The organism is Salmonella sp. NW645 (assembly GCF_051703725.1).
GTDB classification, from domain to species: Bacteria; Pseudomonadota; Gammaproteobacteria; order Enterobacterales; family Enterobacteriaceae; genus Salmonella; species Salmonella enterica.
Map to the genome: position 1 here is coordinate 234806 of NZ_JAMMKR010000001.1, position 23176 is coordinate 257981.

Sequence of the window (23176 nt, forward strand, 5' to 3'; positions counted from 1 at the left end):
GCGACGATAATAGGGAGAACAGCCTGTGCAGACAGGCATAGCCCTATTTTTCCCTTCTCTTTTCAGATTAATTTCTGCATCATGAATTGAAACCTTTTCTGACATTAAGGATGACAAACATGTCTGATATCGAAGCACAACGAATTGCCGCACGCATTGATACCGTGCTGGATATCCTTGTTGCTGGCGATTACCACTCGGCCATCAATAACCTTGAAATATTGAGAGCAGAGCTGTTAGATCAGGTTAAAGACGGTATCTCGCCATCCCAGGCGCCCGGATCGCCCTGGGAAATCTGATAGCGATTATTTGTCCGGGATGGCCGTTAGCCCTTCCCGGCTCTCTGACTGTCTGTTGACTCCTCTTAACGTATAAAATTAATACTATGAACTCCCGACAACAATCAATTTTGCAAATGGTGGTTGATAAAGGCCAGATGAGCGTTGCTGAACTGGCGAAAATTACCGGCGTATCTGAAGTCACGATTCGTCAGGATCTGAATACCCTGGAAAAGCAGAGCTATTTACGCCGTGCGCACGGTTTCGCCGTTTCGCTTGAGAGCGATGACGTAGAGACTCGCATGATGACGAACTACACGCTAAAACGCCGACTGGCGGAGTTCGCCGCCTCGCTGGTCAGTCCAGGGGAATCCGTTTTTATTGAAAATGGCAGTAGCAATGCGCTATTGGCCCGGACGCTGGCGGAACAAAAAGATGTCACGATCATCACCGTGAGCAGTTATATCGCGCACCTGCTCAAAGAGACCCCTTGCGAAGTCATTCTCCTCGGTGGAATCTATCAGAAAAAAAGTGAAAGCATGGTAGGGCCGTTGACGCGACAGTTTATCCATCAAGTGCATTTCAGCAAAGCATTTATCGGTATTGATGGCTGGCAGGCTGATACCGGCTTTACCGGACGCGATATGATGCGATCGGATGTGGTTAACGCTGTTCTGGAAAAAGGCTCAGAAGCGATTGTCCTCACCGACAGCTCCAAATTTGGCTGTGTGCATCCCTATCCCCTGGGCCCGCTCTCTCGCTTTCATCGTGTCATTACGGATTCCAAAATTTCCGCCAGCGATCAAATGCAGTTAGAACATGCGGGGCTGCTAGTCAATGTTATTGGCTCATCCGTTTAAAATATTTCCTGATGGTTTGCCCTATGGCAAATCATCCTCTCTCTAAGACTTTTCTGACATCCCAATTAAGACTATTTACCTGTTGTAACGAGCGTAACGTCGTAAAATTAATATTAGCGAAATAACAGGAAGTGACTATCACCTGCGTGATATACCCCTGCGCAATCAGGTTTTACGGAAAATCTCTTAACAGGTTTTATTTTAACTATAGTTATAGTGAGCTTAATTCCGTGAATCGTTAATTCAGGAGAGAGTATTATGTTTATGACGAGCAAAAAAATGGCCGCTGCTGTGCTGGCAATCACCGTAGCAATGTCTCTGAGCGCCTGCTCAAACTGGTCCAAGCGCGATCGCAACACGGCTATTGGCGCAGGTGCGGGGGCGTTAGGCGGCGCAGTGTTAACGGACGGCAGTACATTAGGCACCCTGGGCGGCGCGGCGGTCGGCGGCGTGATTGGTCACCAGGTTGGAAAATAATCCAGACGTTTAAATATTGAACGGTTCAAAATAATACGTTTATTCTTTTCAGGTCTGGATTACAAAAATAGACAAAGTTGACTTTCACGCCACGGTAATTTACAACCGTGGCGTTTTCATTAGCCGCCAGCTAATTTTACTTTCATTCCTTTAGCTTCCAGCAATGATTTTATCAAGTCGCGTTTATCACCCTGAATTTCAATAATTCCTTCTTTTACTGCCCCGCCACAGCCGCATTTTTTCTTCAGTTCAGCCGCCAGTTTGGTTAATTCCGCATCATTCATCTCAATACCGGTAATCAAACATACGCCTTTACCCTTACGGCCACTGGTTTGACGCTGAATGCGAACGATACCATCCCCTTTGGGACGAACCGGCGCCGTTTTAGGTTCTTCAATGCGCCCCGTCTGTGTTGAATAAACCAGACGACTATTGGAATCGCTCATTATGCCTCCCGTTTCAGTGACGCGTTAATATCCTTCAGCGTTTGCGCCGGATCTACCGATTGCGTAACCGGGCGGCCAATCACCATATAGTCGACGCCGGCGGATAATGCCTGTTCGGGCGTCATAATGCGTCGCTGATCGCCTGCCTCGCTGCCTGCGGGCCGAATGCCCGGCGTCACCAGCTTAAATGCAGCGCCAAAGACCTGTTTAAATCTGACCGCTTCCTGAGCGGAACAGACCACGCCATCCAGCCCGCATTGCTGCGTCAGGCGCGCCAGCCGCTCCGCATGTTCCGCCGGTGACAACGTCACGCCCAGATCGCGCAGATCGCAGGTTTCCATACTGGTCAACACGGTCACGGCAATGAGCAACGGCGCATCTTTACCGAATGGCGCCAGCGCGTCGCGCGCTGCGGCCATCATTCTCGCCCCGCCAGACGCGTGAACGTTTACCATCCAGACGTCCAGGTCTGCCGCTGCGGCGACTGCCCGGGCCGTGGTGTTGGGAATATCATGAAATTTTAGATCAAGAAAGACATCAAACCCACGTTGCTGGAGATCCCGGACGAGCTGTGGGCCAAATAACGTGAACATCTCTTTGCCCACTTTTAAGCGACAATCGCGAGGATCGATTTTATCGACAAACGCCAGGGCTTTATCGCGTTCATGGTAATCCAACGCCACAACGACAGGCGATTCAGTAATAGCGCAGGAAGAAGATGAAGCAGTAAACGTCATGACCAGACCTTCTTGATGATGGGCACCGGAAGTGGCGCAAATTGGATAAACGGCGTGCATTCTACCTGCGGCGCAGGGAAATTAACAGGTTCGATTGACAACCTGATAAGCCCTGCCTGCTGATGCCAGCGTCGTTTCTAGCTTTACATCATTAAGTATGTTGTAACTAAAGTGAAGCTTTTTTTATATACTACTGCCCATCAAGTCCGCGAATAGGTTTAATGGTCGACCATGCCCGGCAGGACGGACAGTGCCAGTACAAGGTATAGGCGGTAAAACCGCATTTCTGACAACGATACCGCGGTTTACTGCGCACCTGTTCGCCAACCATATCACGCAGTACCATCAGGCTTTCTTTCGCTCGCCCTTCTTCCGCCTCGTTGAGGTGGTAATCCATCAGCTTATGGAACACCCGCATGGTAGGATGTCGCTGTAGCTGACGCGTGATATAGACTTGAGCTGCGTCACTACCTTCACGCGCTTCCAGAATATCGGCAAGCATTAACTCAGCGCCAGCACCGGTATTCTCCTCAACGGCGCGACGTAAAAACTCCGCCCACTCGGCATTTTTACCGAGCTGTTGATAACAGGTTTGCAGCATTTCCAGCGTTTCGCTGACCAGCTCTTTATCCTGAACGATCACACGTTGCAGGCTTTCGACCGCTTTGGCGTAATCCCCTCTCGCCATATAAACGCGCCCCATCATGATAGACACCCGGGCGCTATTTTTATCTGCGGCGGCACCTTTTTTCAGCAACGCCATCGCGCGATCCATGTCGTCGTTGCCCATCTGCTGTAACGCTAACTCACAGTAAAAATGGGCGATTTCGATACGCTGTTTATCTTTGCCCAGTTTCACCAGCCGTTCTGCGACTTCGATCGCCTTTTGCCAGTCGCTGGTTAGCTGATAGATTTGCAAGAGCTGCTGTAACGCGCCTACGCGAAATTCCGTTTCGTCGGTAAGTTGGTTAAACATATCTTCCGCGCGGTCATATAAACCGGCGGCCATATAGTCGCGCCCCAGTTGCTGAACAGCCAGTAAACGCTGTTCATAGGTCAATGAAGCGCTTTCCATGAGCGTTTGATGAATACGAATGGCGCGATCGACTTCGCCGCGAGAGCGAAACAGATTACCGAGAGTGAGATGAGCCTCAACGGTGCCCGTATCCTCTTTAAGCATATCGAGGAACAGATCCACCGCTTTATCTTGTTGGTTACTCAGCAGGAAGTTAACCCCTGCGACATAATCGCGCGACAGGCGGTTAGCTTCATCCTGTTTTGTTTGTTGCGCACTTCTGCGACCCATATACCACCCATAGGCAGCGGCTACAGGCAACAGCAGAAATAACAACTCCAACATAAATGATTATTCCTTTACAACCGACGAATCGGCAGGGACCGCAACGTCGGTTGCTGGCGAGAGCTTGTTTTCCAGTCGTTTAATTTTACGTTCAGCGCGGGCAAGGGAAACGCGGACCCGCAGCCAGAACAGGCCGCAAATCAGCCAGCCAATCGCAAAACCGACGGCGAACAACACAGCAAGCAACGTGGAGATACGATACTCCCCTTGCGCCAGCAGGTAGTTAAACGTCACCTGTTGATCATTCTGCGCGCCCAGCGTCACCGAAATAACAAAAATCGCCAATACCAGTAAGAAAATGAGTAAATATTTCACATTACTTCCCGTTATGTGGTTTGCGCGAATAAATCGTGTCCAACTTACCGCATCCAGCCTTCTAAATTACCATTTTCCCGCCTCGCGCGAAATGGAAATGCGCCCGCCATCAGATGATTTAAGGGCAATAGTCAGAAAATCAACCGTTGTCAGCTTTCCTGCTCGCGTTCAGCAATTTCTTGCGCTTCTTCACGAGGCGGCATAAGCGGCCCGCAAATTCGCTGCGCCAGCCAGGTCGCCAGGGTAACTAATAGCCAGGAGATAAGCGTGGCGACCACTAAATCTCGCGGCCAGTGCATTCCCAGAAGCAAACGGCTGCCCATTACGCCGGTTGCCCAGACTAACAAAAACGCGATGGTGAAAGTCCGTCTGCGCGGCCATAACAGACCCACGGCCAAAAGCGCCCAGCTCGCTGCAAACATGGTATGTCCGGAGGGAAACGCAAAACCCGTCTCTTTTTGCCAGTGCTGACGCAGGAAAACGGGGATGTTCTGTTGCCCGGCCAACTGCTCTTTCACTAAATGTCCGCGTTCTGTACGCTTTAAAGTGTAGAACTCATCGACGGGAATATGGTGCGTTTTTTCAAGCCAGACCACAAATGGCCGCGGCTCCTGTACGCGCTCCTTTACCCATGACTTCACGCCCTGCCCGACGATAATCGCCCCACCGAGAATCGCAAACAGCATAATGGCGGCGCGCAGGCGAAATCGCAGGCACCATAAGAACCATCCACAAAGAATCACATGCGTGATAACGCCCCAGGGTTTGGTCACGGTTTCCGTTATCCAGAATAGCGTTTTTAGCCACCAGACCTGATGTCCTGGCTGCCACTGCCAGCCTGATACCCATACGGCAAGCGGCATGATAAGCAACAGGGCTGCGCCTGCCGCGGTGCGCCTCGCAATTGAAAGCATGGATGCTCCTTTTATAAGTAAGTATCACAATCATAACTGAAAATTCTCGCCGGACTGGAAAATTGACAAATTTGTGCCATTCCTGAGCAATTACGTGGTAGTGATTAGGTGATGACCGCCGCCTTATGGCAAAATAGCGGGATACAATCCAACAGGCGACGACACCGCAGGCGTCAGCATAATCTGGAGAAATACATGCAGCTTAAACGTGTGGCAGAAGCCAAACTGCCAACCCCATTGGGTGACTTTCTGATGGTGGGATTTGAAGAACTGGCAACCGGACACGACCATGCCGCGCTGGTTTTTGGCGATATTTCAGGTAAAACGCCGGTCTTGGCTCGCGTTCATTCCGAATGTCTTACCGGGGACGCGCTTTTTAGTCTGCGCTGTGATTGTGGTTTTCAACTGGAAGCCGCGCTGACGCATATTGCGGAAGAAGGACGCGGTATTCTGATTTACCACCGTCAGGAAGGCCGCAATATCGGCCTGCTTAATAAAATTCGCGCTTATGCGTTACAGGATCAAGGCTATGACACGGTGGAGGCCAATCATCAGCTCGGCTTTGCCGCCGATGAGCGTGATTTCACCCTGTGCGCGGATATGTTCAAATTACTCGGCGTGGATGAAGTTCGCCTGCTGACCAATAATCCGAAGAAAGTCGAAATACTGACCGAGGCGGGAATTAATATCGTGGAACGCGTTCCGCTCATTGTGGGTCGTAATCCAAATAATGAGCATTATCTCGATACTAAAGCGGCCAAAATGGGTCACCTGCTAAACAAGTAAGCCACCGGTATTAAAGCGCGGGCCTGCCTGTTTACGGCAGGCCCGATAAACGGCTTTAGTTCAGCATATTTCTAATGACATAGTGCAATATGCCGTCATTCTGGTAGTAAGTCAGCTCGGTGGCGGTATCAATGCGACAGCGACAAGGTACCGTTTCTTTGCTGCCGTCCGATCTCGTTAACGTCACCGGAATGGTCGCGCCAGGGCGCAGGTTTTGCAGATCCGCGATATCAATCACCTCTTCCCCGGTCAGTCCCAGCGTTTTACGCGTTACGCCCTGTGGAAACTCCAGCGGCAGGATCCCCATCCCAATCAGGTTTGAGCGGTGGATACGTTCGAACGACTCGGCGATCACCACGCGGATACCTAACAGCCGCGGACCTTTTGCCGCCCAGTCACGGCTCGATCCCGACCCATACTCTTTCCCGGCAATCACCGCCAGCGGCGTTTTTTCCTGCTGGTAGAGCATCGCGGCATCATAAATCGACATCGCTTCCGTACCCGGCAAATGCCGCGTCATCCCACCTTCGACGCCGGGCAGCATTTCGTTGCGAATACGAATATTGGCGAACGTACCGCGCATCATCACTTCATGGTTACCGCGCCGTGATCCATAAGAGTTAAAATCCTTCCGCTCAACGCCGTGATTTTGCAGATAGCGTCCGGCGGGACTGTCCGGCTTGATACTGCCGGCCGGGGAAATATGGTCGGTCGTCACCGAATCACCCAGCATCGCCAGGATACGCGCGCCGTGGATATCTTTGACGGGCGCAGGCTGGGCCTGCATTTCATCAAAGAAAGGCGACAGGCGAATATAGGTTGAATCCGACTGCCATCCGTAGGTATCGGACGATTCAACCTGAATCGATTTCCATTCGTCCGTGCCCTCAAACACTTCCGCATACTCTTTACGGAACATATCCGATGATACCAGTTCAACGGCGCGGGCAATTTCCTGCGCTGAAGGCCAGATATCCTTCAGGTATACCGGATCGCCTTTACGATCGTACCCCAGCGGGTCTGTCGCGAGGTTAATATTCATGTTTCCGGCCAGCGCATACGCCACCACCAGCGGCGGCGACGCCAGCCAGTTCGTTTTCACCAGCGGATGGATACGCCCTTCAAAATTTCGGTTACCGGAAAGCACGGCCCCTACCGTCAGATCGCCTTTTTTAATCGCGGTCTCAATAGGCTCCGGCAACGGACCGGAGTTCCCGATACAGGTCGTACAGCCATAACCGACCAGGTTAAAACCGAGCTCATCCAGGTAAGGCGTAAGTTTGGCCTGCGCCAGATAGTCAGATACCACTTTTGACCCCGGCGCCAGAGAAGCCTTGACCCAAGGTTGACGCTTCAACCCCAGCGTTACTGCCTTTTTCGCCAGTAATCCCGCAGCCATCAGCACGCTGGGATTCGAGGTATTCGTACAGGAGGTGATGGCGGCAATGACGACAGCGCCATCAGGAAGCTGATATGGCTGTCCGTTCATCGTATAGTCAACCGGCTGGCGATCTCTTTGCGCGGTATTCAGCTCCAGCTCGGCGCTGGCGGCAAAGGCTTTCGGCACATCGCCTAACGCTACGCGATCCTGCGGGCGTTTCGGCCCGGCCAGGCTGGCCTCGACATCGCCCATATCCAGTTCCAGCGTACTGGTAAATACCGGTTCGTCTCCGGGATTACGCCACATTCCCTGCGCCTTCGCGTAGGCTTCAACCAGCTCGACCAGATCGTCGCTACGTCCGCTTAATCGCATATATTCCAGGGTAATGGCGTCAATAGGGAAGAAACCACAGGTTGCGCCATATTCCGGCGACATATTAGCGATGGTCGCGCGATCCGCCAACGGCAGCGAATCCAGACCATCACCATAAAATTCAACAAATTTACCCACGACGCCATGCTTACGCAGCATTTGCGTGACGGTTAGCACCAGGTCAGTGGCAGTGATCCCCTCCCGAAGTTTACCGGTTAACTTAAAGCCGACGACATCCGGGATAAGCATCGACACGGGCTGACCAAGCATCGCCGCTTCCGCTTCAATACCGCCCACGCCCCACCCCAATACGCCCAGACCATTAATCATGGTCGTATGGGAGTCAGTCCCCACCAGCGAGTCCGGGTAAGCAATCCACTCCCCGTCCTGTAATTCGCTCCAGACGGCTTTACCCAGGTATTCCAGGTTAACCTGATGGCAAATGCCGGTTCCGGGTGGCACCACGCTGAAACGACTGAATGCCTGCTTTCCCCATTTCAGGAACATATAACGCTCATGGTTACGTTCCATTTCCAGCCGCACGTTTTCTTCAAACGCATCGTCATCGCCGAAATGATCGACCGTCACAGAGTGGTCAATAACCAGATCAACCGGCGATAACGGGTTCACTTTCGACGTATCGCCGCCGAGGCGTTTAACGGCTTCACGCATCGCCGCCAGGTCGACAACGGCAGGCACGCCGGTAAAGTCCTGCATCAGGACACGGGCGGGCCGCCAGGCAATTTCACGATCGGCATGGGCATTTTTAAGCCAACCGGCCAGCGCCTGAATATCTTCATCAGTCACAGATTCGCCGTCCTGCCAGCGCAACAGGTTTTCCAGTAACACTTTAAGTGATTTGGGCAAACGGGCGATATCGCCCAGGGATTTGGCAGCCAGCGGCAGACTGTAGTAATGATACGTTTTATCTTTGGCCTGCAATGTATCCTTACTGGCTTCTCGTAGGGTTGACGACATAGCTCCTCCTTAAATGACAGGGTTGCGTTACCCTGATTCTCCACAGGGTTGTATTAAAGATAACACAAACAAAATGTAACGTTTTGATAACAACCCAAATTGCTAAAAGAGGAGAAACCTAACAGGCGAGGAGCGAAGATGAAAAAGCCCGATAAATAGCGCATTATCGGGCTTTGACGAGATTAGACGGCAATCCAGATTAACTCGGCCCAGAACAGTAGCGATAATATAAACGCGCCAGTCCATGACCAATACTTTATATTTGACGTTAACATAGGCGACACCAACTGTGTTTAATCAATACTGAGAGGCGCTCAGCACACGGTTGCTGCGGTGTAATAAGACAGCGTTAATAAAACAGTAACGCCAATAAAAAGACGAATATTATTTTTGTGACACCTCGTCAGCAAAAGCATCAATAAATGCCCGCTGCTGCGGTGTGAGCGTCCAGTGTTGCGGAACAGACCGGAAAACGGTCATATCCGGGGTGTTATCATCGTCACAAGATTGAATCGGGGGCGCGACCACGCGCTCGCGTTCCGACGTAATGCTCACTTAGCCCCACCAATGCCAGATAACAAGCGCTACCACTACCCAGAACAACGCAGAACCCACAAAAACCGCCAGCCATGCTTTACGTTTGAGCTCAGGGTCGCGGCGCGGTTCCTGGTTTTCAGAAGGCATTACTAACCTCATGCTATCGGTATCACTTATCATTTCAGCACCAAACAATCGGTACAATTAATCATCAGATGAGACAAATCCTAAATAAACTTTAGTCAAAAATCCAGTCAATTTACGAATCGTTGCCAGTGAATAAATCAATCTTTTGACTCAAGATAACTATTTGGAAAAAGAAACTGGCGGGACGGGTAATTCAACACTATTTTGCTGATCATTACCCGTAATACTTTGAGGGATATTGCAAAAAGCGGCTTTGTCTGCCATGCCACTACGACACAAACCGACGGTGCTATTACTTTTCAGGCAGCTTTATATCCTGAAACATCGCTTCAATTTCTTCATTAGAACGCAACGCCACCGCCGTATCCACCACATCACGCGTCAGATGCGGCGCAAAACGCTGGATAAAATCGTACATATAGCTGCGTAAAAAAGTACTACGGCGAAAACCAATTTTTGTGGTGCTGTGGCTAAAAATATCGTGCGCGTCAATCCGCACTAAATCAGGATCGGCAAGCGGATCGACCGCCATGCTGGCAATGACGCCAACGCCCAGCCCCAACCTGACATACGTTTTAATCACATCCGCATCGGTTGCTGTAAAGACGATCCGCGGCGTTAACCCTGCGCGATTAAAAGCGGTATCCAGTTCGGAACGCCCGGTAAAGCCGAAGGTATACGTCACCAGCGGATACTTCGCCAGCGCTTCAATCGTTACGGAAGACGTTGCCGCCAATGGATGATCCGGCGTCACCACTATCGAACGGTTCCAGTGATAGCATGGCAACATCACCAGATCGTCATATAAATGCAGCGCTTCCGTGGCAATCGCGAAATCGGCGTTCCCTTTCGATACCGCTTCCGCAATCTGCGTTGGCGACCCCTGGTGCATATGCAGCGAAACGCGCGGATAACGCTCGATGAAGCCTTTAATCACGCCTGGCAATGCGTAACGCGCCTGAGTATGGGTAGTGGCAATATAGAGCGAGCCTTTATCCGGCCAGGTGTGCTCGCCGGCGACCGACTTAATGGCATCGACTTTGGAAAGCACCTCACGCGCAATACGAATAATCTCCTGTCCTGCGGGCGTCACCTGAGTCAGATGCTTACCGCTGCGGGCGAAAATCTGGATGCCAAGCTCATCTTCCAGCATCCTAACCTGCTTGCTGATCCCCGGCTGGGAAGTATACAACCCCTCAGCGGTAGAGGAGACGTTAAGGTTATGATTAACCACTTCAACAATGTAACGAAGCTGCTGCAATTTCATAATACATCATCCAGATTAGCGCCATCAGGCCATCGTTTATCTGCAGACTTAATCGGGCTGCTAATACGATTTAATAATAAAAAAGGTGTTAACTATAACCACTATATCATTTATATCTGAACTGTATAGCCAGCGCGATAAAATAATAAGGCCGCTATACCCAAAATAATTCGAGTGCTTAAAGGCGGCAAGAGAGTGAGTCCCCAGGAGCATAAGGTGACTGGGATGAGCGACAAATCTGCCGGGAGCAGATTTGAACGTCGCGTGCGACGGCCCGTCAGGACGAGGCCCATGGATGGGCCGAGTAATCCGTAGCCAACACATAAGCCACTTTAAATATGAAGGGTATATAAAAAAGGGCCGCTTACGCGGCCCGCTTGACTATAGTGACGACAGGCAGGGGTTATTTCTTGCCTTCAACCCACTTGCCGTCGACGAAGAACGCTGACCATCCCGTCGCCTTCCCGTCTTTTTCCGCCGCAACGTACTGCTGTTTTGTTTTGCGGCTAAAGCGAACAACGGTTTTATTGCCTTCCGGATCCTGCTGCGGCGCATCCGCCAGATAACGCAGTTTTTCCGGCAGGCGATCGCGGAACCGGTATAGCTCCTCGACTAATGGCGCGCGCGTTTCGCGTGATTTCGGGAACGTATTGGCCGCCAGGAATATCCCTGCGGCGCCATCGCGCAGCACAAAGTACGCGTCCGATTTTTCACACGGCAGTTCCGGCAATGGAACAGGATCTTCCTTCGGCGGCGCAACTTCGCCGTTACGCAAGATCTTACGGGTATTTTTACATTCGTCGTTAGTACAGGCCATGTACTTACCAAAACGCCCCATTTTCAGGTGCATTTCGGAACCACATTTCTCACACTCAACGATCGGGCCGTCATACCCTTTGATGCGGAACTCGCCTTCTTCAATCTCGTAGCCGTCACAGGTCGGGTTATTACCACACACATGCAATTTACGCTTCGGATCGATCAGATAGCTGTCCATCGCCGTACCGCACTTCTGACAGCGACGTTTGGCGCGCAGGGCGTTGGTTTCGGCGTCGTCGCCTTCCAGCACGTTCAGAACTTCATTTTCCGGCACCAGGTTAATGGTCGTTTTACAACGCTCTTTCGGCGAAAGCGCATAACCTGAACATCCAAGGAAAACCCCCGTACTGGCAGTACGAATTCCCATTTTACGGCCACAGGTTGGACAGTCGATGCTGGTCAGCACCATCTGGTTAGGGCGCATCCCCCCTTCTTCCGGATCTTTCTCGGCTTTATCGAGCTGCTGAGTAAAATCGCTGAAGAAGTTATCCAGTACCGCTTTCCACTCGGCCTGGTGATTTGCAACCTGATCCAGACTATCTTCCATCTGCGCGGTAAAATCGTAGTTCATCAATTCGCGGAAGTTTTCTTCCAGCCGATCGGTGACGATTTCACCCATTTTTTCCGCATAGAAACGACGGTTTTCAACGCGAACATAGCCGCGATCCTGAATGGTCGAGATAATCGACGCATAGGTAGACGGACGACCAATACCGCGCTTCTCAAGCTCTTTAACCAGAGAAGCCTCGCTAAACCGGGCTGGCGGTTTAGTAAAGTGCTGAGCAGGCGTCAATTCAAGTAGCGTCAGCGCATCGCCCTTATTCACGGCAGGCAATGTGCGATCTTCATCGCCTTTACGCAGCGCCGGCATCACTTTTGTCCAGCCGTCAAAGCGCAAAATACGCCCACGCGCTTTCAGGCGGAACTCGCCTGCGCCAACGGTAAGCGTAGTAGAGTCATATTGTGCTGGCGTCATCTGACAGGCGACAAACTGACGCCAAATTAGTTGATACAACTTCTGCGCGTCAGCCTCCATGTCTTTCAGCGACTCCGCCATGACAGCAACGTCGGAAGGACGGATCGCTTCGTGCGCTTCCTGAGAGTTTTCTTTGCTGGCGTACTGGTTCGGGTTATCCGGCAGGTATTTCTTGCCGAAATTATCGCCAATATAACCACGCACCATGTTGACCGCATCCTGACTCAGGTTGGTGGAGTCTGTACGCATATAGGTGATGTAGCCCGCCTCATACAGACGCTGCGCCATCATCATGGTTTTCTTCACGCCAAAGCCCAGCCGGGTGCTGGCCGCCTGTTGTAGCGTGGAGGTGATAAACGGCGCGCCAGGTTTGCTGCTGGTCGGTTTGTCTTCACGCTCCAGTACGCTATAGCGCGCTTTTTCCAACAAGCTGACGGCGGCAAGCGTCTGCTCACGATTTACCGGCCGGAATGGCTTGTCGTTCTGATGCGTGACCTGTAGCGGTAGCGCCTCGCCAGACGGCGTCGTCGTATTAGCGTCAATTTCCCAGAACTCTTCCGGAACAAACGCTTTAATCTCGCGCTCGCGTTCAACGACCAGACGGACCGCGACAGACTGAACGCGACCTGCCGACAAACCACGGGCGATCTTTTTCCACAGCAACGGCGAGACCATATAGCCTACCACGCGATCCATAAAGCGGCGCGCTTGCTGGGCGTTGACCCTGTTAATGTTCAGCTCGCCCGGCTGTTCAAACGCCTGGCGAATGGCATTTTTGGTTATTTCGTTAAAGACTACGCGACTGTAGCGCGCGTCATCGCCGCCGATCACTTCCCGCAGGTGCCATGCAATGGCTTCCCCTTCGCGGTCAAGGTCGGTTGCGAGATAGATGTGGTCGGCTTTTTCCGCCAACTGTTTCAGTTCAGAGACGACCTTCTCTTTACCGGGCAGCACTTCATAGTGCGCATCCCAGTTGTGCCACGGGTCAACCCCCATACGGTTGACGAGAGCGCCACGTTCATCCTTTTTGGGCTTTTTAGCCGTTTTGGTGGAGGTAGAGTCGGCGCTCTTTTTAGCTGCTGAGCCACTGGTCGGCAAATCACGGATATGACCCACGCTGGATTTCACCACGTAGTCATTACCCAGATACTTGTTGATCGTTTTGGCTTTTGCCGGGGACTCAACGATGACAAGAGCTTTACCCATATTCACCTTTACCTAAGTTGATTCTTCCAGGAATGCGTCGCACGTTGATTCACCTTCCACTGGCGACGAGACAACGATATATGGTCTCTGCGTCTGCGGATATCAACCCCTTGTACTGGCTTTGTGTACGAAATGTAACCCTCAGGTGACTGAGTTAACAGGCTTTTTTGCACACACGCGCTATAGCACGACGGAATTTTGGTCGAATGTCAAGCAATTCTGTTGCCAGATTGACGAAAGCGTCACACTGTACCTGATAAAATTCGATACGCAACTTTATTAGCATGCAAAAACAAATCTTGCCAGTGAACGCAACATGACAAATCCATCAATTTCCTGTGAGAATATTTGCCCATCAGAAGTGCTCAGCGTAGACTAATCTCCTTGTTTAAGGAGTAAAAAATGCATAAAGAGACGCAACCTATCGATCGCGAAACACTGTTGCTTGAAGCCAACAAAATTATTCGGGAACATGAAGACACGATGGCAGGTATTGTCGCCACCGGCGTAACGCAGAGAAATGGCGTGCTGGTTTTCAGCGGCGATTACTTTTTAGACGAGCAAGGGTTACCGACCCCTAAAAGCACCGCAGTGTTTAACATGTTTAAACACCTGGCGCATGTGCTGTCTGAGAAGTATCACCTGGTGGATTAATCCATGCCGGATGGCGCTGAATGCCATCCGGCAATAGCGGTTTACATCAACGGCTTTTGTCCACGCTGCCACCAGCGCAGCAGCAGCCGATCCGCGCTTTCCGCCGCACTGCCGGTAACACGATCGATCAGTTTTTTACGCTGCATATAGCGCACATTCAGCACCTCGCGCCCTTCCATCAGGCCGAGGATAACCTCATCGCTGGTGTTAATTTCATCAACCAGTCCTTTCTCCAGCGCCTGCTGACCGTACCAGTGTTCGCCCGTGGCGACCTGTTCAATGTCCAGAGCCGGACGCATCCGCTGCACAAACTCTTTGAACAGATGGTGCGTTTCGTTGAGATCTTCACGAAACTTCTGCCGCCCTTCTTCCGTATTCTCGCCTAACAATGTCAGGGTACGTTTGTACTGCCCTGCGGTATGCAGTTCAATATCAATGTCTTTACTTTTGAGAAAGCGGTTAAAGTTCGGAATTTGCGCGACAACACCAATTGACCCCACAATAGCGAACGGCGCTGCGATAATTTTTTCCGCCACGCAGGCCATCATGTAGCCTCCGCTTGCCGCGACTTTATCCACCGTCACGGTCAGCGGAATATTTTTATCGCGCAGGCGCTGCAATTGCGATGCCGCCAGGCCATAGCCATGCACAACGCCGCCGGGGCTTTCCAGACGCACAACCGCCCGATCGCCGGGTTTCGCCACTGCCAGCACCGCCGTGACCTCTTCGCGTAACGCATTAACTTCGTGAGCGTCCATACTGCCTTTGAAATCTATCACCCATACGCGCGGTTTGTCCGATGTCGCAATGTCCCCCAGCTTCGCTTTCGCTTTGGCGGCTTTCGCCTCCTGCTTATGCTTTTTTTTCTGCGCTTTATGCCACAGTTTTTGCTGATGGCCATCCATCAACGCCGCAGCAAGGTCATCCTTCATCTCCTGATACTGCTCGCTCAAATTGGTCACGCGCAGCTCGCCGCGCTGGCGTTTGCGTTGCGTAGCATTCACGATCAGCAGCACAATGACGGCAATGGCCACCACAACGGTGACGATTTTTGCCAAAAATAAGCCATATTCAGACAACAATTCCACGACTCCCACCTTGATTAAATAACGCGACTTGTGCTCAGTGTACAACAGGCATCGAAGTCAGTCTCTCTTCATCCGTATGCCTGTTGAGGAAGAAAAAGTATGACAAGACGTTCATTTTACGGCGTTATCGCCCCTGTCTGATTGAAAAAAAAGGCGCTTTCAGGCATAAACCCGAAAAGTTAACGCGAAGATAAGACAACCTGGCAGGACGGTGCACCACGCCGTTGAGGAGTAGCCATGCATTACCAACCGAAACAAGATCTATTGCAAAACCGCATTATTCTGGTCACTGGCGCCAGCGATGGCATTGGGCGGGAAGCCGCGCTTACGTATGCGCGTTACGGCGCAACGGTGATTCTGCTGGGACGCAACGAAGAGAAACTGCGTCGGGTCGCGCAGCACATTGCTGACGAGCAACATGTTCAACCACAGTGGTTTACGCTTGATCTACTGACCTGCACCGCTGAAGAGTGCCGGCAAGTGGCCGATCGCATCGCCGCGCACTATCCCCGCCTGGATGGCGTCCTGCACAATGCCGGGTTACTGGGGGAAATCGGTCCAATGAGCGAACAAGATCCGCAGATCTGGCAGGATGTCATGCAGGTAAATGTTAACGCCACCTTTATGCTCACCCAAGCGCTGTTACCGTTATTATTGAAGTCCGATGCCGGCTCGCTGGTCTTTACGTCATCAAGCGTTGGCCGTCAGGGGCGCGCCAACTGGGGCGCCTATGCCACCTCGAAGTTTGCTACCGAAGGAATGATGCAGGTGCTGGCGGACGAATACCAGAACCGTTCTCTACGTGTTAACTGCATTAACCCGGGCGGCACGCGCACCGGTATGCGCGCCAGCGCCTTTCCGACGGAAGATCCACAGAAATTAAAAACGCCTGCCGATATTATGCCGCTTTACCTGTGGCTTATGGGCGACGACAGTCGCCGTAAAACCGGTATGACCTTTGACGCCCAACCGGGCCGTAAACCAGGAATCGCCCAATGAGTGATGAACGCTATCAGCAGCGCCAGCAGAAGGTAAAAGATCGGGTTGACGCCCGTGTCGCCCAGGCACAGGAAGAGCGCGGTATTATTATCGTGTTTACTGGCAATGGTAAGGGCAAAACCACGGCGGCTTTCGGGACTGCCGCCCGCGCCGTAGGACACGGTAAAAACGTAGGTGTGGTGCAATTTATTAAGGGCACCTGGCCCAACGGCGAGCGTAATCTGCTGGAACCGCATGGCGTCGAATTTCAGGTGATGGCAACGGGATTTACCTGGGAGACGCAAAATCGCGAGGCAGACACTGCAGCATGTATGGCCGTTTGGCAGCATGGTAAACGGATGCTGGCCGATCCGCGGCTTGATATGGTGGTACTGGATGAGCTGACCTATATGGTGGCGTATGACTATTTGCCGCTGGAAGAGGTCATAAGCGCGCTAAACGCGCGCCCTGGTCACCAGACGGTGATTATTACAGGTCGCGGCTGTCACCGGGATATTCTTGATCTTGCGGATACCGTCAGCGAACTGCGTCCGGTTAAACATGCTTTCGACGCGGGCGTAAAAGCCCAGATGGGAATTGATTATTAACCGTAGGCCGGATTAAGGCGTTTGCGCCGCCATCCGGCACAAACCCTCTTGTCTGATGATTCTCAGCCTATAGACCGCGGTAGAGATTACCCGTTGTTATTACGCCCACCGGAGCGGCGTCCGCCAGCTATCTGGCTGTGGCGTTTTACCGCCCGACGGATCTGGTTCGCTTTCATACGACGACGGTCTTTTTCGACGGCAACCTTCGACGAGGTTTCCGGCGGGAGCTCTACCAGACCACGCAGATAGTTCGTTTGCGCGAGGTCGAGCTCAGTCCAGCCGCCGCGCGGCAGGCCTTTCGGCAGCGGGATATCGCCGTAACGAACGCGGATCAAACGGCTGACCTGAACGCCTACCGCTTCCCACAGTCGGCGAACTTCGCGGTTGCGTCCTTCCGTCAGCGTCACGTTATACCACTGGTTAATGCCTTCGCCGCCGCTGAATTTAATGGTCTTAAATGCCGCCGGACCATCTTCCAACTGTACGCCACGGCTTAAATCACGCAGTTTCGATTCATCCACCTGACCGAACACGCGCACGGCATATTCACGTTCAACTTCACGACTAGGGTGCATCAGGCGGTTCGCCAGTTCACCGTCGGTGGTAAACAACAATAGCCCGCAGGTGTTGACATCCAGACGTCCTACCGCAATCCACCGCGCGCCGCGCAGTTTCGGTAAGCGATCAAAAACGGTTGGCCGCCCTTCAGGGTCATTGCGGGTACACAGTTCACCTTCTGGTTTGTAATAGGCCAGAACGCGGCAAATTTGTTCCGCCGACTCTTTCACCGAAATCAGGTGACCGTCGATACGGATTTTCAAACCGGGAGTGACTTCAACACGATCGCCAAGCGTGGCGATTTTACCGTCAACGCTGACACGTCCCGCTTCAATAATGGATTCGATTTCACGGCGAGAGCCGTGGCCAGCGCGCGCCAGCACTTTTTGTAACTTTTCGCTCATAGAGCTTCCTTCAGGTGTCGCCTTCACAGGCGTCGAACAGGAGAATGAACGGCGCGTTGCCGCGCCATTTTAAGGCCGCGTAGTATACAGGCTTACACCCTTATAAGAAAGGTGTAACGTCGCCGACGCCTTCGCGCAGCACCACCGGGGAGTCATTGGTCAAATCGATTACCGTGGTAGGCTGTTGACCGAGGTAACCGCCGTGGATGATCAGATCCACCTGCTTCTCCAGCCGATCTTTAATCTCCTCCGGGTCCGACTCGGTAAAGTCGCTGCCAGGCAGCATCAACGACGTCGAGAGCATCGGTTCGCCCAGCGTATCCAATAACGCCAGCGCAATCGGGTTTGACGGTACGCGCAGGCCGATGGTTTTACGCTTTTCCTGCAACAGACGGCGCGGCACCTCTTTTGTCCCCTTCAGGATAAAGGTGTAATTACCCGGCGTATTGTTTTTCATCAGACGAAACGCCACGTTGTCGACGTAGGAGTAGGTCGACAACTCGGACAAATCGCGGCACATCAGCGTGAAGTTGTGGCCGTCCGGCAGATGACGGATGCGGCAAATGCGCTCCATTGCGCCTTTGTCTTCAATTTTACAACCAAGGGCATAGCCGGAATCGGTTGGATAAACAATAACACCGCCTTTACGCACAATGTCGACGGCCTGATTAATCAGCCGTTGCTGTGGGTTATCCGGATGGATATAAAAAAACTGGCTCATACTTCCCTCACTGTGATATTTGCGGCTGTTCCCATGTCTGCCATACGCCTTCAACGCCAGCGGGCAGCCAGAGTTTACGCCCCAACTCAATCCACGGGCAGGGCTGATGGAAATCAGATCCAAGCGATGCCCATAAATGATGCTGACGCGCAAGCGTCGCCAGTTGGGTGCGTTCATTGGGCGATTGTTGGCACTGCGCCACTTCCATCGCGTCGCCGTGATGGTCGGCAAAATGCGCCACTAATCTTTTCAGCCACTTAGCGCTAAGGTCGTAGCGTCCCGGATGGGCCAACACCGCCTTACCGCCAGAATGATGAATGACATCAATAGCTTGTTCTATTGTACACCACTGCGGCGGAACGTAACCGGTTTTCCCACGCGCGAGATATTTTTTAAAAACATCCGCCATGGTCGCGGCTTTGCCGCACTCCACCAGAAAGCGGGCGAAGTGGCCGCGCGTCACCGCGCCGCCATTGGCCAGTCTCAATGCCCCTTCCCACGCGCCGGGAATATGGGCTTTTTCCAGACGCTCCGCAATGAGCCGACCGCGTGCCTGACGCCGATGTGTCTGCTGCGCCAGAAAATCGCGCATTGCCGGGTGCGCAATATCAATATTCAGACCCACAATGTGAATCTCATGATTCTCCCAGACCGTTGAAATCTCCACGCCGGGAATAAGATTCAGGGCCAGCCCGGAACGTGAAATTTCTTCTCTTGCCGCAGGAATCGCGGCTGTGGTGTCATGATCGGTAATCGCCAGCGTGCCGACTCGCATCTCTACCGCACGGTGTACTAATGTTTCTGGCGTCAACAGTCCATCGGACGCCGTGGTATGACTGTGCAGATCGTAAATCACTGCGTAATTCGTGTCGCTCAAGGCGGCTCCCATAGAGATAAAGGTATGTCATGTACATCATAACGGTTCCGGCAAATATACTGAAATAGGTGTTGACATTATTCCATCGAACTAGTTAACTAGTACGAAAGTTCACATGAAGAGGGTATCTAAAATGGCAGCGACATTTGCATTACACGGTTGGTGGTGCACTTCCTGATAGCGGGCGGTGTATGAACAGCTGTAATCAGCCAAACGATACCCGGCCCGCCTGTTAAGCGGGCTTTTTTTTGAACAAAATAATGAGAATAACCATGCAAACACCAAAACCCACGCTCGAACTGTTGACCTGCGATGCCGCCTACCGGGAAAACCCAACGGCGCTTTTTCACCAGGTCTGCGGCGATCGCCCGGCAACGCTGCTGCTGGAGTCCGCAGATATCGACAGTAAAGACGATTTAAAAAGCCTGCTGCTGGTAGATAGCGCGCTGCGCATTACCGCTCTAGGTGACACTGTCACTATTCAGGCGTTATCTGATAATGGCGCCTCGTTATTACCGCTACTGGATACCGCCCTGCCCGCTGGCGTGGAGAACGAAGTCCTGCCTGCCGGTCGCATTCTACGCTTTCCGCCCGTCAGCCCATTATTAGATGAAGACGCCCGTTTATGCTCTCTGTCGGTATTTGATGCGTTCCGCCTGTTACAGGGAGTGGTGAACATACCGACGCAAGAGCGGGAGGCTATGTTTTTCGGCGGTCTGTTTGCCTACGACCTGGTCGCTGGCTTTGAAGCGCTGCCACACCTTGAGGCTGGCAATAACTGCCCGGACTACTGCTTTTATTTAGCGGAAACGCTAATGGTGATAGATCATCAGAAAAAAAGCACCCGTATTCAGGCCAGTCTGTTCACCGCCAGTGACCGGGAAAAACAGCGCCTGAACGCCCGCCTGGCCTACCTTAGCCAACAGTTAACCCAGCCTGCGCCGCCGTTGCCGGTCACGCCGGTGCCGGACATGCGCTGCGAATGCAATCAAAGCGATGACGCGTTCGGCGCGGTGGTACGCCAGTTGCAAAAAGCCATCCGCGCGGGGGAGATATTTCAGGTGGTGCCGTCGCGCCGCTTTTCACTGCCCTGCCCGTCGCCGTTGGCTGCCTACTACGTGCTGAAAAAGAGCAACCCCAGCCCGTATATGTTCTTTATGCAGGATAATGATTTCACGCTTTTCGGCGCGTCGCCGGAAAGCTCGCTGAAATATGACGCCACCAGCCGTCAGATTGAAATTTACCCCATCGCGGGTACCCGTCCACGCGGTCGCCGCGCCGATGGTACGCTGGACAGAGATCTCGACAGCCGTATTGAGCTGGACATGCGTACCGACCATAAAGAGCTTTCCGAACATCTGATGCTGGTCGATCTGGCGCGCAATGACCTGGCGCGCATCTGTACGCCGGGCAGTCGCTACGTTGCCGATCTGACAAAAGTTGACCGCTATTCGTACGTGATGCATCTGGTTTCCCGGGTAGTGGGCGAACTGCGTCACGATCTCGACGCGCTGCACGCCTATCGCGCCTGCATGAACATGGGCACCCTGAGCGGCGCGCCAAAAGTACGCGCCATGCAGTTGATTGCCGATGCGGAAGGACAGCGCCGCGGCAGCTATGGCGGCGCTGTCGGTTACTTCACCGCCCACGGCGATCTGGACACCTGTATTGTTATCCGCTCCGCGCTGGTGGAGAACGGTATCGCCACCGTACAGGCGGGCGCCGGAATTGTGCTGGACTCTGTTCCGCAGTCTGAAGCCGATGAAACCCGTAATAAAGCGCGCGCCGTATTGCGTGCTATCGCCACCGCGCATCATGCACAGGAGACCTTCTGATGGCTGATATTCTGCTGCTCGATAACATCGACTCGTTTACCTGGAACCTGGCAGATCAGCTACGGACCAACGGTCATAACGTGGTGATTTACCGTAACCATATTCCGGCACAGACGCTTATCGATCGCCTGGCGACAATGAAAAATCCGGTGCTAATGCTCTCCCCCGGTCCGGGCGTCCCCAGCGAGGCAGGCTGTATGCCGGAGCTGCTGACCCGACTACGCGGCAAGTTACCGATCATCGGCATTTGTCTGGGGCATCAGGCGATTGTCGAAGCTTACGGCGGTTATGTCGGTCAGGCGGGAGAAATCCTGCATGGCAAAGCCTCCAGCATTGAGCATGACGGTCAGGCGATGTTCGCCGGGCTGGCGAATCCGCTACCGGTCGCGCGTTATCATTCGCTGGTCGGCAGTAATGTTCCTGCCGGGCTAACCATTAACGCCCATTTCAACGGCATGGTGATGGCGGTACGTCATGATGCGGATCGCGTTTGCGGTTTTCAATTTCATCCTGAGTCCATCCTGACGACACAGGGCGCGCGTCTACTGGAGCAAACATTAGCCTGGGCGCAGCAAAAGCTGGAGCCGACCAACACCCTACAGCCGATTCTGGAGAAACTCTATCAGGCGCAAACTCTGACGCAACAAGAGAGCCATCAGTTGTTTTCGGCGGTCGTCCACGGCGAACTTAAGCCTGAACAGCTCGCCGCCGCGCTGGTGAGCATGAAAATTCGCGGCGAGCATCCCAATGAAATTGCCGGTGCCGCCACTGCGTTGCTGGAAAATGCCGCCCCGTTCCCGCGCCCGGAGTATCTGTTTGCGGATATCGTTGGTACCGGCGGCGATGGCAGCAACAGTATCAATATCTCTACCGCCAGCGCCTTTGTCGCAGCGGCCTGTGGACTGAAAGTGGCGAAACACGGCAACCGTAGCGTGTCCAGCAAATCGGGGTCATCCGATCTGCTGGCGGCATTCGGTATTAATCTGGATATGAACGCCGATAAATCACGTCAGGCGTTAGATGAACTGGGCGTCTGTTTCCTGTTTGCGCCGAAATATCACACCGGATTCCGTCACGCGATGCCGGTTCGCCAACAGTTAAAAACGCGAACCCTGTTCAACGTACTCGGCCCGCTGATCAACCCGGCGCATCCGCCGCTGGCATTGATTGGCGTCTATAGCCCGGAACTGGTGCTGCCGATTGCGGAAACCTTACGGGTACTGGGCTATCAGCGCGCGGCGGTGGTACATAGCGGCGGCATGGATGAGGTTTCGCTCCATGCGCCGACGATTGTCGCAGAGCTGCATGACGGCGAAATTAAAAGCTATCAACTTACGGCGGAGGATTTTGGCCTGACGCCTTACCATCAGGATCAGTTGGCTGGCGGCACGCCGGAAGAAAACCGTGACATTCTGACGCGGTTATTACAAGGTAAAGGCGATGCCGCGCATGAGGCCGCCGTCGCCGCCAACGTGGCGATGCTGATGCGTCTGCATGGTCAGGAAGATCTCAAAGCCAACGCGCAAACCGTGCTTGATGTTCTGCGCAACGGCACCGCATATGACAGAGTCACCGCACTGGCGGCAAGAGGGTAAAT

Annotated in this window: 25 protein-coding genes and 1 other annotated feature; of the genes, 10 read left to right on the plus strand and 15 right to left on the minus strand. The window is 52.9% G+C overall.

Going from position 1 to position 23176, the window contains the following annotated elements; translation table 11 throughout:
- The first annotated feature begins 119 nt into the window (after nucleotides 1-119).
- From NA389_RS01140 to osmB, 3 genes are all read left to right on the plus strand, one after another.
- Nucleotides 120-299, plus strand: coding sequence for a YciZ family protein (locus tag NA389_RS01140; protein ID WP_001279854.1), 180 nt, complete (start codon nucleotides 120-122; stop codon nucleotides 297-299).
- 86 nt (nucleotides 300-385) lie between these two features.
- Nucleotides 386-1138 carry a DNA-binding transcriptional regulator YciT gene (gene yciT, locus NA389_RS01145; RefSeq protein WP_001088593.1) on the plus strand — a complete coding sequence of 251 codons (753 nt, stop codon included), beginning with the start codon at nucleotides 386-388 and terminating at the stop codon, nucleotides 1136-1138.
- 258 nt (nucleotides 1139-1396) lie between these two features.
- The gene (gene osmB / locus NA389_RS01150; protein ID WP_000481166.1) at nucleotides 1397-1615 is read left to right on the plus strand and encodes an osmotically-inducible lipoprotein OsmB; all 219 of its coding nucleotides are present in this window, start codon (nucleotides 1397-1399) and stop codon (nucleotides 1613-1615) included.
- Nucleotides 1616-1734: 119 nt separating this feature from the next.
- On the opposite strand, the gene yciH is transcribed toward osmB, so the two are convergent.
- From yciH to pgpB, 5 genes are all read right to left on the minus strand, one after another.
- Nucleotides 1735-2061 (minus strand): stress response translation initiation inhibitor YciH, encoded by a 327-nt coding sequence (yciH, locus tag NA389_RS01155; protein WP_001285199.1) that lies wholly within the window; start codon nucleotides 2059-2061, stop codon nucleotides 1735-1737.
- Nucleotides 2061-2798: an orotidine-5'-phosphate decarboxylase gene (pyrF, locus tag NA389_RS01160; RefSeq protein WP_001666970.1), complete on the minus strand. Its 738-nt coding sequence runs from the start codon at nucleotides 2796-2798 to the stop codon at nucleotides 2061-2063. The genes yciH and pyrF overlap by 1 nt, the downstream gene beginning before the upstream one ends.
- A gap of 190 nt (nucleotides 2799-2988) precedes the next feature.
- Nucleotides 2989-4158, minus strand: a complete 1170-nt coding sequence (lapB, locus tag NA389_RS01165; protein WP_000891378.1) for a lipopolysaccharide assembly protein LapB — start codon at nucleotides 4156-4158, stop codon at nucleotides 2989-2991.
- Between the two features lie 6 nt (nucleotides 4159-4164).
- Complete coding sequence (locus NA389_RS01170) at nucleotides 4165-4473, minus strand: LapA family protein (protein ID WP_000876301.1); 309 nt, start codon at nucleotides 4471-4473, stop codon at nucleotides 4165-4167.
- Nucleotides 4474-4622: 149 nt separating this feature from the next.
- Entirely contained in the window at nucleotides 4623-5387 is a 765-nt protein-coding gene (gene pgpB, locus NA389_RS01175; RefSeq protein WP_000948651.1) for a phosphatidylglycerophosphatase B, read from the minus strand.
- Nucleotides 5388-5582: 195 nt separating this feature from the next.
- Here pgpB and ribA point away from each other — a divergent pair, with 195 nt between their 5' ends.
- Nucleotides 5583-6173, plus strand: coding sequence for a GTP cyclohydrolase II (gene ribA / locus NA389_RS01180; RefSeq protein WP_001176283.1), 591 nt, complete (start codon nucleotides 5583-5585; stop codon nucleotides 6171-6173).
- A 55-nt stretch (nucleotides 6174-6228) separates the two neighbouring features.
- On the opposite strand, the gene acnA is transcribed toward ribA, so the two are convergent.
- The 6 genes from acnA to topA all read right to left on the minus strand — a co-directional run bounded on the left by acnA (nucleotide 6229) and on the right by topA (nucleotide 13856).
- Nucleotides 6229-8904, minus strand: coding sequence for an aconitate hydratase AcnA (gene acnA / locus NA389_RS01185; RefSeq protein ID WP_000099466.1), 2676 nt, complete (start codon nucleotides 8902-8904; stop codon nucleotides 6229-6231).
- Between the two features lie 182 nt (nucleotides 8905-9086).
- Nucleotides 9087-9179, minus strand: coding sequence for a small membrane protein YmiC (gene ymiC / locus NA389_RS01190; protein WP_223148964.1), 93 nt, complete (start codon nucleotides 9177-9179; stop codon nucleotides 9087-9089).
- Nucleotides 9180-9288: 109 nt separating this feature from the next.
- Nucleotides 9289-9459 carry a hypothetical protein gene (locus NA389_RS01195; RefSeq protein ID WP_000029024.1) on the minus strand — a complete coding sequence of 57 codons (171 nt, stop codon included), beginning with the start codon at nucleotides 9457-9459 and terminating at the stop codon, nucleotides 9289-9291.
- Nucleotides 9460-9600 (minus strand): YmiA family putative membrane protein, encoded by a 141-nt coding sequence (locus NA389_RS01200; RefSeq protein WP_213083417.1) that lies wholly within the window; start codon nucleotides 9598-9600, stop codon nucleotides 9460-9462.
- A 280-nt stretch (nucleotides 9601-9880) separates the two neighbouring features.
- Nucleotides 9881-10855, minus strand: coding sequence for an HTH-type transcriptional regulator CysB (cysB, locus tag NA389_RS01205; RefSeq protein WP_000776232.1), 975 nt, complete (start codon nucleotides 10853-10855; stop codon nucleotides 9881-9883).
- Between the two features lie 403 nt (nucleotides 10856-11258).
- Nucleotides 11259-13856, minus strand: coding sequence for a type I DNA topoisomerase (gene topA / locus NA389_RS01210; protein WP_000513593.1), 2598 nt, complete (start codon nucleotides 13854-13856; stop codon nucleotides 11259-11261).
- Between the two features lie 402 nt (nucleotides 13857-14258).
- Here topA and NA389_RS01215 point away from each other — a divergent pair, with 402 nt between their 5' ends.
- Entirely contained in the window at nucleotides 14259-14510 is a 252-nt protein-coding gene (locus NA389_RS01215; RefSeq protein ID WP_000548616.1) for a YciN family protein, read from the plus strand.
- 41 nt (nucleotides 14511-14551) lie between these two features.
- Here NA389_RS01215 and sohB read toward each other — a convergent pair whose 3' ends face one another.
- Nucleotides 14552-15598, minus strand: a complete 1047-nt coding sequence (gene sohB / locus NA389_RS01220; protein ID WP_000422082.1) for a protease SohB — start codon at nucleotides 15596-15598, stop codon at nucleotides 14552-14554.
- A gap of 237 nt (nucleotides 15599-15835) precedes the next feature.
- On the opposite strand from sohB, the gene NA389_RS01225 reads away from it, so the two are divergent.
- Complete coding sequence (locus NA389_RS01225) at nucleotides 15836-16597, plus strand: YciK family oxidoreductase (protein WP_000559309.1); 762 nt, start codon at nucleotides 15836-15838, stop codon at nucleotides 16595-16597.
- On the plus strand, nucleotides 16594-17184 hold the full coding sequence (cobO, locus tag NA389_RS01230; protein ID WP_001278862.1) for a cob(I)yrinic acid a,c-diamide adenosyltransferase: 591 nt from the start codon (nucleotides 16594-16596) through the stop codon (nucleotides 17182-17184). The genes NA389_RS01225 and cobO overlap by 4 nt, the downstream gene beginning before the upstream one ends.
- A gap of 86 nt (nucleotides 17185-17270) precedes the next feature.
- Here the strand turns inward: cobO and rluB are convergent, their stop codons facing one another.
- The 3 genes from rluB to rnm form a co-directional block, all read right to left on the minus strand.
- A complete protein-coding gene (gene rluB / locus NA389_RS01235; protein WP_001291233.1) occupies nucleotides 17271-18146 on the minus strand; it encodes a 23S rRNA pseudouridine(2605) synthase RluB in 876 nt (291 codons plus the stop codon).
- 100 nt (nucleotides 18147-18246) lie between these two features.
- The gene (locus NA389_RS01240) at nucleotides 18247-18867 is read right to left on the minus strand and encodes an L-threonylcarbamoyladenylate synthase (protein WP_000077250.1); all 621 of its coding nucleotides are present in this window, start codon (nucleotides 18865-18867) and stop codon (nucleotides 18247-18249) included.
- A gap of 7 nt (nucleotides 18868-18874) precedes the next feature.
- Nucleotides 18875-19756, minus strand: a complete 882-nt coding sequence (gene rnm / locus NA389_RS01245) for an RNase RNM (protein ID WP_000500444.1) — start codon at nucleotides 19754-19756, stop codon at nucleotides 18875-18877.
- Between the two features lie 121 nt (nucleotides 19757-19877).
- Between rnm and trpL the strand changes: the two genes are divergently transcribed.
- The 3 genes from trpL (at nucleotide 19878) to trpD (ending at nucleotide 23174) form a co-directional block, all read left to right on the plus strand.
- On the plus strand, nucleotides 19878-19922 hold the full coding sequence (trpL, locus tag NA389_RS01250; RefSeq protein ID WP_102040439.1) for a trp operon leader peptide: 45 nt from the start codon (nucleotides 19878-19880) through the stop codon (nucleotides 19920-19922).
- Nucleotides 19899-19994 (plus strand) — a sequence feature (Trp leader region). It overlaps the preceding gene by 24 nt.
- A gap of 22 nt (nucleotides 19995-20016) precedes the next feature.
- Nucleotides 20017-21579, plus strand: a complete 1563-nt coding sequence (gene trpE / locus NA389_RS01255) for an anthranilate synthase component I (RefSeq protein ID WP_001194377.1) — start codon at nucleotides 20017-20019, stop codon at nucleotides 21577-21579.
- The gene (trpD, locus tag NA389_RS01260; protein ID WP_000763487.1) at nucleotides 21579-23174 is read left to right on the plus strand and encodes a bifunctional anthranilate synthase glutamate amidotransferase component TrpG/anthranilate phosphoribosyltransferase TrpD; all 1596 of its coding nucleotides are present in this window, start codon (nucleotides 21579-21581) and stop codon (nucleotides 23172-23174) included. Before trpE ends, trpD begins: the two co-directional genes overlap by 1 nt.
- Nucleotides 23175-23176: the final 2 nt, after the last annotated feature.